This window comes from Sulfitobacter sp. M22, from assembly GCF_021736025.1.
GTDB classification, from domain to species: domain Bacteria; phylum Pseudomonadota; class Alphaproteobacteria; order Rhodobacterales; family Rhodobacteraceae; genus Sulfitobacter; species Sulfitobacter litoralis.
Window position 1 is genome coordinate 845,793 of record NZ_WMEC01000001.1, and the last position, 15,886, is coordinate 861,678.

The window sequence follows — 15,886 nt, forward strand, 5'->3', positions numbered from 1 at the left end:
CTTCAAAACGCAAAAGGCCCCGCAATCGCGGGGCCTTTTCTACATTGTCAAAGCGCTTATTCTGCCGCTTCGGGCTGGTCGCCGTTGTTGTCCTTGGCGGACTCGTCAGCCTCTGCCTTCGGGGCAGGCTTGCGACGCGGCGCACGGCGTGGCTTGGGCTTGTTTTCGGGTGTCTCGACAAGGTTGTCTTCGGGTGCATCGCCATCTTGCTGGCCGTCGCTGTCCGACTTGGGCGCGTTGTCGTTCGGGTGACTACGGGGGCGGCGGCGCTTGGGCGCATCTGCGTTACCGTTGTTGCCCTGCTGTTGGCTGTCTGGCTTATCGCCTGTGTCGGCATCTGCAGCAGGCTGGTCAGCGTTATTCTGCCCGCCTTGCGCCGCTTCGCGTTCCTGACGTTCTACCCGCTCGCGGTCACGCTCTGCCTGACGTTCACGGTTTTCACGTTCTTGCTGATCACGGCGCTGGTCGATCTCGCGCTGTGCCTCGGACAACATCCGCAGGTAGTGTTCGGCATGCTGCTGAAAGTTCTCTGCCGCCACGCGGTCATTGCTGAGATGGGCATCACGCGCCAGCTGGTTGTATTTCTCGATAATCTGCTGCGGCGTGCCGCGTACCTTGCCTTCGGGGCCGGAACTGTCGAAAACGCGGTTAACGACGTTGCCACCCTGCGGCTGACGGTTGCGAGTATTCTTGGACCGGGACCGTGATCTGGAAGATTTCATGTAATCAGTTCAGCCTTGTTATGCTGGGCTTCGGAATAAGCTGCCGGACGCAGATGCGTCCCTGAAAGGCTAGCTTTACGCTCTGTTGGGCTTAACGCCGCGCGGGACCGCCAAAAAAGCATCCACCGCTGCAACACCCTTGAATAAGCACGGCTATGGTCTTGGAGCAAGCAGAAATTACCGAAAAACATAGCCAAACGCCAAGTTTTAGCAGCTTTATGCTGGTGTATCGGCCCAAACGACCCGGTCACGTCCGCCCAGATCAGGCAAGATCCGCACCCGGCCCCATCCGGCGGCTTCAAAAATTGCCTTAACGTCAGGGCCTTGCTGCCAGCCGAACTCTGCCAGAACACGACCCGTCGGGGTCAAAAAGCCCTGCGCCTGCGCGGCAATAATTCGGTACACGCTCAGCCCGTCCTGTCCGTCGGTCAGCGCCATCTCGGGCTCGTGCAGCCGCACTTCAGGAGAGACATCGTTCATCTCGCTTTTCGCCAGATAGGGAGGATTCGACACGATCAGATCAAACCGCCCTTCGGCCGCGCTAAACCAATTGGACTGCCGGATTTCGGCTCGCGCCTGAACGCCATGCAGCACCGCATTGGCGCTGGCTTGCAAGCAGGCAGCTTCGGACAGATCAAGCCCCACGCCGCACGCTTCAGGTTGTTCAGCCAGCAACGTCACAAGGATGCAGCCCGACCCCGTTCCAAGATCTAGCACCCGCTCAAAGGGCTCGGACAGCGCCAGTTCTATCAGGGATTCGGTTTCGGGGCGCGGGTCCAGCACATCCCGGCTGACCTTGAAGTCACGCCCGTAGAACGCCCGCTGCCCGACCAGATGCGACACCGGCACACGCACCGCCCGCAAGGAAACCAGTTTTTCGAACCGCTCTGCAATATCGGGGGCGATCTCTTCGGGCGCGATCAGGGTGACGCGCGCCGCATCGACAGAAGCCGCGTGTGCCAACAGGATGCGCGCATCCCGCGCCGGATCGGGCACGCCCGCAGCCCGCAAACGCGCTGTGGCGGCCACCATCGCTTGCGCTGCAGTGGGCGCGCTCACTGACCCATCTCGGCCAGCAGCTGCGCTTGCGCGTCAGCTGTCAGCGCCGAAATGATCTCGTCCAGATCGCCTTGCATCACGGCCTCTAGGCGGTAGAGCGTCAGGTTGATACGGTGATCGGTCATGCGTCCTTGGGGGAAGTTATAGGTCCTGATCCGTTCCGAGCGATCCCCCGAGCCCACTTGCGCGGCACGGTTGGCCGAACGCTCACCATCGACCCGCTGGCGTTCCATGTCATATAGTCGCGCCTTGAGCACCTGCATCGCGATCTCGCGGTTCCGGTGCTGTGATTTCTCGGAGGACGTGACAACCAGCCCTGTCGGCAAGTGGGTAATCCGAACGGCAGAATCGGTCGTGTTGACGTGCTGCCCGCCCGCGCCAGAGCTGCGCATTGTATCGATCCGCAAGTCATTGGCACCAATGTGGATATCGACGTCTTCGGCCTCTGGCAGCACAGCGACGGTCGCAGCAGAGGTATGAATGCGCCCGCCACTCTCGGTCGATGGCACCCGCTGCACCCGATGCACGCCGGATTCGTACTTGAGCCGCGCAAAGACGTTTTCGCCCTTGATATGGGCCACGACCTCTTTCACACCACCAAGTTCGGTAAACTGCTGTTCGATCAGTTCGACTTTCCAGCCCTGCGCTTCGGCATACCGTTGGTACATGCGCAGCAAGTCAGCTGCGAATAACGCCGCCTCGTCGCCACCTGTCCCGGGGCGAATTTCAAGCATCGCGGGCTTTTTGTCAGCTTCGTCGCGCGGCAGCAGGGCCACTTGCAAATCAGCCTCCGCCTGCGGCAAGGCGGCTTTCAGGCGCGGCAGCTCTTCCTCGGCCAGCTCCGCCATCTCGGGGTCTTTCAGCATGGCGCGTGCGTCGTCCATGTCTTGCAGCAACTGGCGATAGGCGTCGATCTGTTCCACCACAGGCCGCAGATCGGCGTATTCCTTGGCCAGCTTGGCAAAATCCGCCCCGTCAGAGCCAGCAGACATCGACGCCTCCAGAAACTGGAAACGTTGGGTGATTTGGGCGAGGCGGTCCATGGGGATCATACTGCTGGATGTCGCCGATAGAGTGGCTATGGTCAAGAGGCAGCCTGTGCTATGATTTACCTATGAAACGCATTTCACTGGTCTTTAGCCTGATCTGCCTTGCCCCGCCCCTTGCGGCGGAACCCTCATCCCCGGCCCGCAAACCGGTTGAATGCTATTGCACGGACCGCGAGGGGCAACGGGGCGAACTGGGGCAAACCATCTGCCTTGATGTGAACGGCCGCCGGTTTGCCGCGGAGTGCCAGATGTCGCTGAATGTGCCGATGTGGCGCGACATTGGCACATCCTGTCCGGGTCTTGCGCTGCGATCAGACCCCGATCTGGGCCAGAACCTTTCGCAGCCGCTTGCGGTTCACACCCAGATCTGAGCGGCCAAACCGCAAGCGCCCAGACACGATGGCTCGGGAATGGCCCGTACCCTCGACCTGCGTGACAGCCGCGCTGGTGTAATCGGGAAAGCCCCAAAAACCCGACCGCGTGACATACAGCACCTGATCAATGCCAGCCTCCAAACGCTCTGTGCGGGGGAGCTCTAGCATGGCGGTGTCAAAGTTTTGTAGGAACGCAGAGCCGTCATTGTCCAGATGCCGCACTGCCATAAAACCACCCTCTGACGGATAGTCGCCGGGGGCCTTGTCGACCGCGCCAAGTTCCCAGCGAGAGGCCGGCGCAGGAGCCAGACGTATATAGGCCTGTAGCCCCACGAAAATCGCCAAAACGACCCAGAAAAACATCATCATAATCTTCACCTTCATTTTGCCGATTAAACTCCCCGCGGAGCGTCCCGCCAACGCAGAACGCTCTGCCAGTCGCTATTTTCCGGCCTTGGCTTGCCGCATGTTCCATCCCAACAGACATAAGATTTCAGTCGCCACATGGGCACCAGCAATCGCTGTCGCGCCGGTTGTGTCGAACGGCGGAGATACCTCGACAATATCACCGCCCACAATGTTGATGCCGGCCAGATCCCGCATTATGATCGCCGCCTGCGCGGTCGTGAGCCCGCCCCAAACCGGTGTGCCTGTGCCCGGTGCAAAAGCCGGATCAAGCGCATCAATATCGAATGTAAGATAACAAGGACGGTCGCCAAGTACTTGTTTTATCTTAGCAACTGCGGCCTGTGGCCCTTTTTCATGCACCTCGCGCGCGTCGATCGTAGTGACCCCCAGCGTGTCCGGATTGGTCGTCCTGATACCTACCTGAACCGAGGTTTTGGGATCAACAATACCCGATTTCACGGCTTTGTAGAACATCGTGCCGTGGTCGATCCGGTCCATATCGTCATCGGGCCACGTATCTGAATGCGCATCGAACTGTAACAGACTGATAGGGCCGTATTTTTCGGCATAGGCCTTGAGGATCGGAAAGCTGATGTAGTGATCCCCGCCAAGGGTGACACTTGCCGCACCTGCGTCTAGTATCCCTTTGATATGGCTGGTTAACGCCCCGGGGAACTGGCTGGTATGGCCATAGTCGAATGCCAGGTCACCGTAATCTGCGATTGCAAACTCGCTCAGCACGTCGAAATCCCAACCATAAGGCGGGTCATAGGGCTGCAAAGACGACGCCTCGCGGATCGCGCGCGGGCCCAAGCGCGTGCCGGGTCGGTTGGTCACGGCCTGATCGAACGGCACGCCGGTCACAGCAATGTCCACGCCGCGCAGGTCTTTGGTATAGCGCCGCCGTAAAAAAGACGTCGCGCCGCCAAAGGCATTCTCGAAGCTGGGGCCTTTGAGTTCGTCACGCGTAAATGCTTGATCCACTTGGTTCTTTGCGTCTTCCAAACCCATGTTACTTGGCTCCTAGTGGTTGGGCCCGCTCGACGATGCGGGCAAAGAAGGATGCACCCACGGGCGCAATTTCATCATCGAAATTATAGGCCGCATGATGCAGCCCTGCCGTATCGCCCTGTCCGATGAACAGATAGGCACCGGGGCGTTTTTCAAGCATGTAGCTGAAATCTTCTGCCCCCATCTCGCGGCCATTGTCTGCGATGACGTGATCCTCACCCGCAATTTCGGACGCGACCGCAGCGGCAAATCCCGCCTCTTCGGGGGTGTTCACCGTCGCGGGATAGCCCTTTTCATATTCAAGTGTTGCGCTGACATCATAGCTGGCGGCTTGGCCGGCGACAATTTGCTCCATCCGGCGGATCACCATGGCCTGCACGTCTTTGTCAAAGCTGCGCACCGTGCCGTTGATATAGGCAGTTTCGGGGATCACGTTATCTGTGGTGCCCGTGTGGATCTGCGTGACCGAGACGACAAGGTCATCCTGCGCATAGTGGTTGCGGCTGACGATGGTTTGCAACGCCGTTGCAATGCCACAGGCGGCAACGACCGGATCGCGGGTCAGATGCGGTGTGGCACCATGTCCGCCCATGCCTGTGATGTGGATGTGAAATTCATCGACCGCCGCCATCATCGCGCCGGGGGACGTATAAAAGCCGCCCTTGTCAAATCCAGGCGCATTGTGAAGCGCATAGACCTGACCGATGTTGAACCGGTCCAGAATGCCTTCCTCGACCATCACCTCGGCCCCGCCGCCGGTTTCTTCGGCGGGTTGAAAAATCAGCGCCACGCGGCCCGCGAAATTGCGCGTTTCCGCCAGATATTTCGCCGCGCCTAGCAGCATCGTTGTATGCCCGTCGTGCCCGCAGGCGTGCATATTGCCTGCGTGGGTGCTGGCATAGTCCAGCCCGGTTTCCTCGGGGATCGGCAGCGCGTCCATATCGGCACGCAATCCGATGGTCGGCCCGTCAGCTTGCCCATTGATGATGGCGACGATGCCAGTTGTCGCAAACCCCTCGTGCAGCTCGTCTACACCAAATTCACGCAGGCGGTCGGCCACGAAAGCCGCTGTTTTAAAGCAGTCATTCCCCAGCTCGGGGATCGTGTGCAGATATCTGCGCCACTCTGTCATCTGGGGGGCATAATCCGCGATACGGTTGACGACGGGCATTACTGGACTCCTGTGGGGATCTTGGTCAGGTTGCATCTGACATCAGACACATGGGGGCTGCAATGGCCGAGACAAGAAATGATGCGTTGATCCACGATCAGGAGGCCGGGATCGAACGCTTGCTGGAAATCATGCGCCGCCTACGTGATCCCCAAACCGGATGCCCGTGGGATATCGAACAGGATTTTGACAGCATCGCCCCCTATACCATTGAAGAAGCATATGAAGTTGCCGATGCTATTGAACGGCGCGACTGGCCCGAGCTTGAGGGAGAGTTGGGCGATCTGCTGCTCCAGACCGTCTATCACACGGCCATGGGCGAAGAAGACGGGCGTTTCAGCTTTCAGTCGGTGGTGCGCAATATCTCGGACAAGATGGTCGCGCGACACCCGCATGTTTTCGGCGATGAAAGCCGCGATAAATCAGCCGAACAACAGACCGCCGACTGGGAGAAGATCAAAGCGGCAGAACGTGCTGGCAAGGCCCAAGGGGGGACGCTTGATGGCGTGGCCGTGGGGCTTCCGGCGTTGCTGCGCGCCTACAAGCTGCAAAAACGTGCGGCCCGCGTGGGGTTTGACTGGCCGCAGGTCGAAGATGTGATCGCCAAGATCACCGAAGAAGCGACCGAACTGGTCGAGGCGCGCGATACCCTGACCCAAGCCGAGGTGACCGAGGAATACGGTGATCTGATGTTCGTCATGGCCAATCTGGGGCGTCATCTGGGGGTAGAGCCCGAAGCTGCCCTGCGCGCTGCCAACGCCAAATTCATTCGTCGCTTCAACGGTGTAGAGGCACGGTTGGCCGCACAGGGAAAAACGCCGTCTGACAGTGATCTGGCTGAAATGGATGCGCTGTGGGATGATGTGAAACGGGCGGAACGCAGCTAGGTCCGCCCGTGCCTGCTGGACAAGTCGCGGCACTTGCGGCAAGGCTCTGGCACAACCAAGACAGGAGAGCCCATGACACCGCGCAAGATAATTATCGATACGGACCCCGGTCAGGATGATGCCGTCGCGATCCTTGTTGCTCTGGCAAGCCCGGAAGAGATCGATATTCTGGGCATCACCTGTGTCGCGGGGAACGTGCCTCTGGACCTCACCTCCCGAAATGCGCGGATTGTTTGTGAATTGGCCGGCAAGCGCGCCGTAAAGATATTTGCTGGCTGCGACCGTCCCTTGGGTCGTGATCTGGTCACGGCAGAGCATGTGCACGGCAAAACCGGATTGGACGGCCCCGACCTGCCGGAGCCTACGATGTCGTTGGCCGAGGGGCACGCGGTTGATTTCATCATCGATACCCTGCGCGAGAACGCACCGGGTACGGTCACGCTCTGCCCCCTAGGGCCGCTGACCAATATCGCGACCGCGCTGCAGAAAGCTCCCGATATCGCCGACCGCATTGCCAAGATCGTGCTGATGGGCGGCGGCTATTTCGAAGGCGGAAACATCACGCCTACGGCTGAATTCAACATTTACGTCGACCCGCAAGCTGCTGACATTGTGTTTAAATCAGGCGCGCCTATTATTGTGATGCCGCTTGATGTGACCCATAAAGCGCTGGTGACCAAGGCCCGCAACGATGCCTTCCGCGCGATTGGCTCCCCTGTGGGCATCGCCGTTGCCGAAATGACCGACTTTTTCGAACGTTTCGATAAAGAGAAATACGGCTCTGACGGGGCTCCGCTGCACGACCCTTGCGTAACCGCTTATCTGATCAATCCCGATCTGTTCAGTGGCCGCCACATCAACGTCGAGATCGAGACACACTCAGAGCTGACCATGGGCATGACCGTGGCCGATTGGTGGGGGGTGACAGACCGCGCCCCCAATGCGACTTTTATGAATGATCTGGATGCCGACGGTTTCTTTGCGCTGCTAACAGAACGGTTGGCTCGTCTATGAGCGCGTCATTCACCCTCGCCAAGCCCGAACATCTGGACCGGCTGGTCGCCCTTGTGGCCAGCTTTCATGCTGAGACCGGGATCGAGCAGACGGATGACGACCGCCACAACGGTCTGGCACCGCTGCTGGAAGGCACGCCTTACGGTGTTGCCTATCTGATTGGCCCGGCGCGTGCTCCCATCGGCTATATCATCATCACCTTCGGATGGTCGGTCGAATTTGGCGGTCTGGACGCGATCATCGACGAAATCTATGTGCGGCCCGGTGTGCGTGGGCGCGGTATCGCCACCGAAGCGTTGCTGGCCGTACCGAACGCACTGGCGGGCGGTGGTCTGCGTGCAATCCACCTTGAGGTAGAGCGCGGCAACGAGATCGCGCAAAAGCTGTACCACCGTGCGGGCTTTCGCCCTCGTGAAAACTATATGTTCATGTCGCGCAAATTCTGACGCGGGCTGGCACAAAGGGCGCGTGGACCCTATATCTGCCTTATGACATTAACAGCCCCCTTCGATAACAGCTATGCGGCGTTGCCCGATGGCTTTTTCACACGCACCACGCCAACCCCTGTGGCCGACCCCAAACTGCTGGCGTTCAATGCGCCTTTGGCCAAAACGCTGGGGATCACCCACGGGTCACATGACGATCTGGCCTTTATCTTTGGCGGGAACGAACTGCCCGAGGGTGCCGATCCGTTGGCGCAGCGATATGCGGGGCATCAGTTTGGCAACTATAATCCGCAGCTCGGCGATGGCCGCGCGATTCTGCTGGGTGAAGTGCTGGATGCAAATGGCCAGCGTCGCGACATCCAGCTCAAGGGATCGGGCCGCACGGCGTATTCGCGTGGTGGCGACGGGCGTGCTTGGCTGGGGCCAGTGCTGCGCGAATATGTGGTGTCAGAGGCAATGCACGCCCTTGGCATCCCAACAACCCGTGCCTTGGCAGCGGTGCAAAGCGGCGAAGACGTGTTTCGCGAAACTGCCCTGCCCGGTGCCGTGCTGACCCGCGTCGCCGCAAGCCATTTGCGCGTGGGGACGTTTCAGGTGTTTGCCCATCGGGGCGAGACCGAGAACCTGCGCCGTTTGACCGATTACGCCATCCAGCGTCACTATCCGCAAGCCGTTGGTCCTTTGGGATTGTTGCGTGCCGTTTGTGCTGCCCAAGCCGATCTGATCGCGGCATGGATGTCCGTGGGCTTTATCCACGGCGTAATGAACACCGACAATTGCGCCATCTCGGGCGAAACAATTGATTATGGCCCCTGTGCCTTTATGGACGCATTCCACCCCAATCGCGTGTTCAGCTCTATCGACCGTCAGGGGCGCTATGCCTATGCCAACCAGCCGCAGATCGTCGTGTGGAATATGGCGCAGCTGGCAACGTCGCTGTTGCAGCAGCTTGACGATCCTGAATCCGGCGTCGCCGAGGCGACAGAGATCGTGCACGCCATGCCCGCGTTGATTGAAGAGGCCTGGCTCAAACGCTTTGCCGCCAAGATCGGGATCACAACCCCCAAAGCCGAGGATACCGCTTTGGTTGACGCGCTGCTGTCACTTATGCAAACGGATGGTGCTGATTTCACCAACGCGTTTCGGGCTCTGTCGGGGGAAAATGCCGCTGATCAGTTCACCGACCGCGCGGCCTTTGCCAATTGGCATGATGCATGGCAAGAACGTAATGCATCCGAACCCGACCCCATAGCAATCATGCAGGCCGCCAACCCTGCCGTGATCCCGCGCAACCACCGGATAGAGGCGATGATCAACGCCGCCGTCGCCGGCGATATGGATCCGTTTCACCGCCTGATGGCCGCCCTTGCCCGCCCGTATCAAGAAACTGACCCTGAACTGCACAGCGCCCCCACAGCGCAGGAAATCGTCCCCGCGACCTTCTGCGGCACGTAATACAGCGGAGACACGGCGCAGGTCGCCCGTTCCCAACACATCAGGCCAATTTTCAGGCGGGAACCCCCGCGATCTTTCAGTTGTTTTGCTCGGCAAACTGCAACAGACTTGCAGTCGATCAGACCCAGAAGGATTACCGACAATGAGCTTGATGAAAACATTGGCCAAAGTGGCAATCGGCGTGGCTGTGGCCAAAGGGGCCAACGCCATGATGAATAAGAACAAATCCACCTCCGGCCGTGCTAGCAGTGGCGGCGGCTTGGGCGGTCTGCTTGGCGGGTTGACAGGTGGCAGCACCGCGTCGCGCAGCAGCGGCGGCGGCTTGCAAGATATGCTTGGCGGGCTGATGGGCGGTTCTTCGGGGGCCAGCGGCGGCGGTTTAGGCGGATTGTTGAACCAGCTGGGTGGCAGCCGTGGCGCAAGCTCCTCTGGCGGGCTGGGAGGTCTGTTGGGCGGATTGGCCGGCGCTGCCGGTGCCGGCGGGCTCTTGGGTGGATTGGGAGAGAAGACCCAATCTGCGCCCGAACGCCCCGAGGCTGACTTTGGTGCCGTTTTAAACTCCCAATTCGACAGTAACCCCACGCCTGAAATCACCCCCTCGCGCGATCAAGAGTCGACCGCGGCCCTAATGATCGCCGCGATGATCCAAGCGGCAAAATCAGATGGTGTCTTTGACGACAATGAACGCGAAAAGCTGCTGAACCATCTGGACGAAGCTGACGCCGACGAGGCCGCCTTCGTACAGGCTCAGATGGCGGCACCAGTGGACGTGGATGCGTTGGTTGCCCAAACGCCAGAGGGTATGGGGCCGCAGATCTACGCGATGTCTCTGCTGGCCATCGATCTGGATACGCAGGAAGAGGCGCGGTATTTGCACAAACTGGCCAGCGCTTATGGCATGCAAGCTGCTGAAGTGAACGAGATCCATGAAAAGATGGGTGTACCGTCGCTTTATACCTGACGCGATCCGGTTTTACGCAACAACCATGAAAGCCTGACCCCGCAACGGGTCAGGCTTTTGCTTTTTTGGTCTGCTTTTCCTTGGCGATCACGTGCTCTGCAAGATCACGGGCGATGGCAAAAGCCCCTTTGATCTTGTCGGCATCGGTCTTCCAGTCCCGTTTGACAACGATCTTGTTCTCTTTGACTTTCGCCAGGCCACGTTGGTCATGAATGAAGCTGACCAACCCTTCGGGCGAGGCGAATTTATCGTTGTGGAACTGGATCGTGACGCCCTTGGGGCCCCCGTCGAGCTTGGCAATTCCCGCACGTTTGCACATCGCCTTGATCCGGATCACCAGCATCAGCGTGTTCACCTCGCGTGGGAGCTTGCCAAAGCGGTCGATCAGCTCGGCGGCAAAGCCTTCAAGCTCGACCTTGGTGGTCAGCTCGGACAAGCGACGATAAAGCCCAAGACGCACATCCAGATCGGGCACATAGTCCTCGGGGATCAGCACCGGTACGCCCAGATTGATCTGCGGCGCCCATTGGCCGTCGTCGTCGATCATGCCTTCTAGCTCACCCGACTTGATCTTGGCAATCGCGTCTTCCAGCATGGATTGGTAAAGCTCAAAGCCCACATCGCGCATCTGGCCGGATTGCTCTTCGCCCAGCAGGTTGCCGGCCCCGCGGATATCCAGATCCTGTGACGCCAACGTAAAGCCTGCCCCAAGCGTGTCGAGGCTGCCCAACACCCGCAGTCGTTTTTCGGCAGTGGTGGTCAGCTTGGCGCGGGGTTTGGTTGTCAAATAGGCATAGGCGCGGGTTTTGGATCGGCCCACCCTGCCCCTGATCTGATACAGCTGCGCCAGTCCGAACATATCGGCACGGTGCACGATCATCGTGTTGGCCGTCGGAATATCAAGACCGGATTCCACGATCGTGGTCGCCAGTAAGATGTCATATTTACCGTCGTAGAATGCGTTCATCCGGTCGTCCAGCTCTCCGGCGGCCATCTGGCCATGGGCGACAAGATAGGTCAGCTCGGGCAGTTGGTCCTTCAAAAACGCCTCGATCTCTGGAAGATCGGTAATGCGTGGCACCACATAGAAGGATTGCCCGCCGCGGTAATGCTCGCGTAGCAGCGCTTCGCGTAAGGTTACGGCGTCAAATTCACTGACATAGGTGCGGATCGCCAAACGGTCGACGGGCGGCGTGCCGATGATCGACAGGTCGCGCACGCCCGTAAGGCTCAGCTGCAAGGTCCGAGGGATCGGCGTTGCGGTCAGTGTCAGCACGTGAATATCCGTGCGCATCGCCTTCAGGCGCTCTTTGTGGCCCACGCCAAAGTGTTGCTCTTCGTCGATGATCAGCAGGCCAAGGTTCTTGAACTTGACGCTTTTCGCCAGCAACGCATGCGTGCCAACGACCACATCGACCGTGCCACGGGTGATGCCATCGCGCGTGGCGTTCGCCTCTTTTGCGCTGACAAAGCGGGACAGCTGGCGGACTTCAAGCGGGAAACCACGAAAGCGTTCGGCGAAGGATTTATAGTGCTGGCGTGCCAACAGGGTTGTGGGCGCAACAATGGCCACCTGTAGCCCCGACATCGCCGCTACAAAGGCCGCGCGCATTGCCACTTCGGTTTTGCCGAATCCCACGTCGCCGCAGATCAACCGATCCATTGGATTGCCGCTGGTCAGGTCGTCCAACACGTCCGAGATCGCGCTAAGCTGATCGTCGGTTTCGGCATAGGGAAAGCGTGCAGAAAACGCATCCCACATGCCTGGCGGCGGGTCCATGACAGGCGCTTTGCGTAGCGCTCGTTCGGCGGCTATGCGGATCAGCTTGTCCGCCATCTCGCGGATGCGTTCCTTGAGCTTAGCCTTTTTGGATTGCCATGCGCCGCCGCCAAGCTTGTCGAGCAACCCTTCGTCGTGCCCATAGCGCGACAGCAGCTCAATGTTTTCGACCGGCAGATACAGTTTAGAGTTTTCGGCGTATTCCAGCAGCAGACATTCGTGGGCGGCACCCGCAGCGGTCACGACCTCCATCCCCAGATACCGACCCACGCCGTGATCCACATGCACGACCAGATCACCGGGGCTTAGGGATTGAGTTTCAGTCAAGAAGTTGTCGGCACGGCGTTTGCGCTTGGCAGAGCGGATCAAGCGATCGCCAAGAATATCCTGCTCAGAGATAACGGTCAGCTTTGACGTGCTGCTGCCGCTTTCCCAAGGGGCCTCGAACCCGTGTTCCAACGCCCAAACCGCCAGATGCAACCCGCGTTTTCCAATCCGCGTGCCGTTCTTGATGGCGATGGTCTCCCCCATGCCTTCATCTTCGATCAGGCCGGTCAGCCGTTCACGGGCACCATCGGAATAGCTGGCCATGACCACGGGGCCGTCTTGAAGTTTCTCTTTAAGATGCGTTGCCAAGGCCCCGAAAAGGCTAACAGTTTTCTGTTGTCGTTCAGGTGCAAAGTTACGTCCTAGACGTCCGCCAGCGTCCAATACATTCGGTCCCGTAGGCTGTGGCAGCGGCTTGAAGCTGATCACGCGCTTGCCGATTAACGCCGTTTCCCATGCGGTATCGGTCAGGTACAGACCTTCGGGCGGCGCGGGCTTATACACGCTGTCCATCTTTGACCGGTTCGCCATGGCCAGCCTGCGGGTTTCATACTGGTCGGCGATGCTGTCCCACCGTGACAAGCGCTGCGCCGTGAGCTGGTCGTCCAGCGTAATCGTGGCCTGCGGGACGTAATCAAACAGCGTCTCAAGAGTCTCGTGAAAGAACGACATCCAGTGTTCCGCACCCTGATGCTTGCGGCCTGCACTGATCGCCTCGTACAGCGGATCATCGGTGCCCGCGACCCCGAATTCGATCCGGTAATTTTGGCGAAAACGGGTGATCGCGCTTTCGTCCAGAATAACCTCGCTGACGGGGGCCAGTTCGATCAGTTCCAGCTTTTCGGTGGTGCGCTGCGTGGCAGGATCAAAGCGCCGCGCGCCGTCCAGCGTGTCGCCAAACAGATCAAGCCGCACGGGGCCAAGGTCCCCGGGTGGGAAAATGTCGATGATGCCACCGCGGATCGCGTAATCCCCCGGTTCGGTCACCGTCGGGCTTTGCACAAACCCCATGCGTACCAGAAACCCCCGCAATGCGGATTCGTCGATACGGTCACCCACCCGGGCGGAAAACGCGGCATTTCGCAGCACATCGCGTGCCGGCACCCGTTGCGTCGCGGCGTTCAGAGAGGTGAGCAGAATGAATTGGTCCGGCATCCCATGCACCAGCCCTGCCAACGTCGCCATGCGCTGCGCCGAAATATCGGCATTGGGCGACACACGATCATAGGGCAAACAATCCCAGCTCGGAAACACAACTACCGGCACATCCGGCGCGAAAAAGCGCAACGCGGCCTGCATCGCTGCCATATGCTTGTCATCGCGTGCAATATGCAACACAGGCGAGCCACTTTTGCCCAGTTCGTTCAGCACTGCCTGCGCATCAAAGCCTTCGGGGACGCCGGAAAGCGTGATTTGGGATTTTTGTGACATCAGCAGTTACCTGTATCCGATCGCGTGTTTTTCAACCGCCAAACGGACCCGTATAAAGGTTTTGATACATCCCCCACATCGATGTGACGAAAATAGAGAACATTCCGATGATCTGGGTGTAAAGACGGTGACGGTTTAGGCGTTTGATCAGCCGTTCGCCGGTGCCGGAATCTTCGCGGATTTGCTGCGCAGTCGACACGCTCAGAAGGGCAACCAACGACAGCGGAAACGCCAATAGCAGTACGGCTTGGGCGAATTCAAAGTCGTAGAATATCGCCAGAGTAAACAGCATCGTCATAAAAAAGCAGTTAAAGCCGATAATCCAGATGCCTGACACTTGGGTGATATACAGAATACGGTTCACATTGATGCGGGCCAGATCCTCGAGGTCAGCGAGCGCCTGTTCGCCATTGCGCCGCGCTCGCAACACCAGATCAAAGGGCACGCCCAACACCCAATGACTGGCCGACGACCAGACCACAGCTACGGCAATCCAGTACCACAGATTAGAGAAAGATCGCATGTCGATGACTTCGAAGATTGTCTGATAGAGGGTCAAGGTGCGCTCGTCTTTTGAGTGAAATCATTGCGTTCAGACGTGCTGCCCTACAATCCAATGTCAGTCATAACGACGGTCAGGCGAAATTCCTAGCCTTGAGCCGTGCAAAAATACATGGCAAGCCTTGCGCCAAAGCATCCGAGGTATTTTACATGAGACCCCAACAAGCCCCCTTTCCCGCCACCCGCCTGCGCCGTACCCGCCAATCCGAAGGTGTGCGCGCCTTGGTGCGCGAAAATACGCTGTCTTTGGGGGATTTGATCTGGCCGGTCTTTGTGCGCAGCGGTGACGGTGTGGAAGAGCCCGTGCCCTCTATGCCCGGTGTCTATCGTCGTAGCGTCGACAAGCTGGTCGAGGCCGCTCGCGAGGCCGCGGATCTTGGGATCGGGGCCATGTGCATCTTTCCCTACACCGGGATCGAGGACCGAACAGAAGACTGTGCCGGCGCGTGGGACCCGCAAAACAATGCCAACCGCGCCATTCGTGCGATCCGCAAGGCTGTGCCCGATATGGTCATCATGACGGATGTGGCGCTGGATACCTATAATATCAACGGCCACGATGGCTTTGTCGAAGACGGGATCATCGTGAACGATCGTACGGTCGAAGCGCTGGTCAAGATGTCGCTGGCACAGGCGGATGCGGGCGCGGATATCATCGGACCATCGGATATGATGGACGGGCGTATCGCCGCGATCCGCGCCGGCCTTGAAGCCGCCAGCCATTCGGATGTGATGATCATGAGCTACGCCGCGAAATACGCCTCGGCGTTCTACGGCCCGTTCCGCGATGCCGTTGGTGCATCCGGCGCACTGACCGGCGATAAAAAGACCTATCAGATGGACTACGCTAACAGCAACGAAGCGTTGCGCCTGATCGAACGCGACCTGCGCGAGGGGGCCGATATGGTCATGGTCAAACCCGGCATGCCCTACCTTGATATCTGCCACCGCGTAAAATCCAGTTTCGGCGCCCCGACTTTTGCCTATCAGGTGTCGGGCGAATACAGCATGGTCAAGGCCGCTGCGCAGAATGGCTGGATCGACGAAGAACGCGTGATGATGGAAAGCCTGATGGGCTTTAAGCGTGCGGGATGTGACGGGGTGTTGACCTATTTCGCCCCTGCAGTGGCGCAGCTGATGAACGGTTAATTCTGCGTTTGCGCGGGTAAATCACGTCAAACGTGGCAGATCATCGCCGATTTAGGCCCTAAATTCGTGACACCTGCGTGT

15 protein-coding genes are annotated in these 15,886 nt (G+C 59.1%); 7 read left to right on the forward strand and 8 right to left on the reverse strand.

What is annotated here, in order from left to right:
* Positions 1–56: 56 nt before the first annotated feature.
* From GLP52_RS04280 to prfA, 3 genes are all read right to left on the reverse strand, one after another.
* Complete coding sequence (locus tag GLP52_RS04280; protein WP_237271636.1) at positions 57–722, reverse strand: DUF4167 domain-containing protein; 666 nt, start codon at positions 720–722, stop codon at positions 57–59.
* 216 nt (positions 723–938) lie between these two features.
* Positions 939–1,781 carry a peptide chain release factor N(5)-glutamine methyltransferase gene (gene prmC / locus GLP52_RS04285; RefSeq protein ID WP_093732248.1) on the reverse strand — a complete coding sequence of 281 codons (843 nt, stop codon included), beginning with the start codon at positions 1,779–1,781 and terminating at the stop codon, positions 939–941.
* Positions 1,778–2,833: a peptide chain release factor 1 gene (gene prfA / locus GLP52_RS04290; protein WP_237272643.1), complete on the reverse strand. Its 1,056-nt coding sequence runs from the start codon at positions 2,831–2,833 to the stop codon at positions 1,778–1,780. Before prfA ends, prmC begins: the two co-directional genes overlap by 4 nt.
* 62 nt (positions 2,834–2,895) lie before the next feature.
* Here prfA and GLP52_RS04295 point away from each other — a divergent pair, with 62 nt between their 5' ends.
* The gene (locus tag GLP52_RS04295; RefSeq protein ID WP_237271637.1) at positions 2,896–3,201 is read left to right on the forward strand and encodes a hypothetical protein; all 306 of its coding nucleotides are present in this window, start codon (positions 2,896–2,898) and stop codon (positions 3,199–3,201) included.
* Here the strand turns inward: GLP52_RS04295 and GLP52_RS04300 are convergent.
* From GLP52_RS04300 to GLP52_RS04310, 3 genes are all read right to left on the reverse strand, one after another.
* A complete protein-coding gene (locus GLP52_RS04300) occupies positions 3,142–3,573 on the reverse strand; it encodes a DUF1499 domain-containing protein (protein WP_237271638.1) in 432 nt (143 codons plus the stop codon). The genes GLP52_RS04295 and GLP52_RS04300 overlap by 60 nt on opposite strands.
* Positions 3,574–3,645: 72 nt before the next feature.
* The gene (gene speB / locus GLP52_RS04305) at positions 3,646–4,623 is read right to left on the reverse strand and encodes an agmatinase (protein WP_237271639.1); all 978 of its coding nucleotides are present in this window, start codon (positions 4,621–4,623) and stop codon (positions 3,646–3,648) included.
* A gap of 1 nt (position 4,624) precedes the next feature.
* Positions 4,625–5,794: a M20 aminoacylase family protein gene (locus GLP52_RS04310; RefSeq protein ID WP_237271640.1), complete on the reverse strand. Its 1,170-nt coding sequence runs from the start codon at positions 5,792–5,794 to the stop codon at positions 4,625–4,627.
* Between the two features lie 62 nt (positions 5,795–5,856).
* On the opposite strand from GLP52_RS04310, the gene mazG reads away from it, so the two are divergent.
* The 5 genes from mazG (at position 5,857) to GLP52_RS04335 (ending at position 10,557) form a co-directional block, all read left to right on the forward strand.
* The gene (gene mazG, locus GLP52_RS04315) at positions 5,857–6,681 is read left to right on the forward strand and encodes a nucleoside triphosphate pyrophosphohydrolase (RefSeq protein ID WP_237273420.1); all 825 of its coding nucleotides are present in this window, start codon (positions 5,857–5,859) and stop codon (positions 6,679–6,681) included.
* 72 nt (positions 6,682–6,753) lie between these two features.
* Positions 6,754–7,695: a nucleoside hydrolase gene (locus GLP52_RS04320; protein ID WP_237271642.1), complete on the forward strand. Its 942-nt coding sequence runs from the start codon at positions 6,754–6,756 to the stop codon at positions 7,693–7,695.
* On the forward strand, positions 7,692–8,141 hold the full coding sequence (locus GLP52_RS04325) for a GNAT family N-acetyltransferase (protein WP_237271643.1): 450 nt from the start codon (positions 7,692–7,694) through the stop codon (positions 8,139–8,141). Before GLP52_RS04320 ends, GLP52_RS04325 begins: the two co-directional genes overlap by 4 nt.
* Positions 8,142–8,183: 42 nt before the next feature.
* The gene (locus GLP52_RS04330; protein ID WP_093732240.1) at positions 8,184–9,596 is read left to right on the forward strand and encodes a protein adenylyltransferase SelO; all 1,413 of its coding nucleotides are present in this window, start codon (positions 8,184–8,186) and stop codon (positions 9,594–9,596) included.
* A gap of 142 nt (positions 9,597–9,738) precedes the next feature.
* Positions 9,739–10,557 carry a DUF533 domain-containing protein gene (locus GLP52_RS04335; RefSeq protein WP_237271644.1) on the forward strand — a complete coding sequence of 273 codons (819 nt, stop codon included), beginning with the start codon at positions 9,739–9,741 and terminating at the stop codon, positions 10,555–10,557.
* A 49-nt stretch (positions 10,558–10,606) separates the two neighbouring features.
* Here GLP52_RS04335 and mfd read toward each other — a convergent pair whose 3' ends face one another.
* Together mfd and GLP52_RS04345 are read right to left on the reverse strand one after the other, a co-directional pair.
* Positions 10,607–14,095 carry a transcription-repair coupling factor gene (gene mfd, locus GLP52_RS04340; RefSeq protein ID WP_237273421.1) on the reverse strand — a complete coding sequence of 1,163 codons (3,489 nt, stop codon included), beginning with the start codon at positions 14,093–14,095 and terminating at the stop codon, positions 10,607–10,609.
* A 31-nt stretch (positions 14,096–14,126) separates the two neighbouring features.
* Positions 14,127–14,654, reverse strand: a complete 528-nt coding sequence (locus GLP52_RS04345; protein WP_093732237.1) for a component of SufBCD complex — start codon at positions 14,652–14,654, stop codon at positions 14,127–14,129.
* A 152-nt stretch (positions 14,655–14,806) separates the two neighbouring features.
* Here GLP52_RS04345 and hemB point away from each other — a divergent pair, with 152 nt between their 5' ends.
* A complete protein-coding gene (hemB, locus tag GLP52_RS04350; RefSeq protein ID WP_237271646.1) occupies positions 14,807–15,805 on the forward strand; it encodes a porphobilinogen synthase in 999 nt (332 codons plus the stop codon).
* Positions 15,806–15,886 lie beyond the last annotated feature (81 nt).

Bases quoted from the DNA above. Each gene is read 5' to 3' on its own strand.
- GLP52_RS04300 (WP_237271638.1), bottom strand. From the start codon at position 3,573: ATGATGATGTTTTTCTGGGTCGTTTTGGCGATTTTCGTGGGGCTACAG.
- GLP52_RS04295 (WP_237271637.1), top strand. From the start codon at position 2,896: ATGAAACGCATTTCACTGGTCTTTAGCCTGATCTGCCTTGCCCCGCCC.
- GLP52_RS04310 (WP_237271640.1), bottom strand. From the start codon at position 5,794: ATGCCCGTCGTCAACCGTATCGCGGATTATGCCCCCCAGATGACAGAG.
- mfd (WP_237273421.1), bottom strand. From the start codon at position 14,095: ATGTCACAAAAATCCCAAATCACGCTTTCCGGCGTCCCCGAAGGCTTT.
- hemB (WP_237271646.1), top strand. From the start codon at position 14,807: ATGAGACCCCAACAAGCCCCCTTTCCCGCCACCCGCCTGCGCCGTACC.
- GLP52_RS04280 (WP_237271636.1), bottom strand. From the start codon at position 722: ATGAAATCTTCCAGATCACGGTCCCGGTCCAAGAATACTCGCAACCGT.
- GLP52_RS04335 (WP_237271644.1), top strand. From the start codon at position 9,739: ATGAGCTTGATGAAAACATTGGCCAAAGTGGCAATCGGCGTGGCTGTG.
- prfA (WP_237272643.1), bottom strand. From the start codon at position 2,833: ATGATCCCCATGGACCGCCTCGCCCAAATCACCCAACGTTTCCAGTTT.
- GLP52_RS04325 (WP_237271643.1), top strand. From the start codon at position 7,692: ATGAGCGCGTCATTCACCCTCGCCAAGCCCGAACATCTGGACCGGCTG.
- mazG (WP_237273420.1), top strand. From the start codon at position 5,857: ATGGCCGAGACAAGAAATGATGCGTTGATCCACGATCAGGAGGCCGGG.
- GLP52_RS04330 (WP_093732240.1), top strand. From the start codon at position 8,184: ATGACATTAACAGCCCCCTTCGATAACAGCTATGCGGCGTTGCCCGAT.
- GLP52_RS04320 (WP_237271642.1), top strand. From the start codon at position 6,754: ATGACACCGCGCAAGATAATTATCGATACGGACCCCGGTCAGGATGAT.
- speB (WP_237271639.1), bottom strand. From the start codon at position 4,623: ATGGGTTTGGAAGACGCAAAGAACCAAGTGGATCAAGCATTTACGCGT.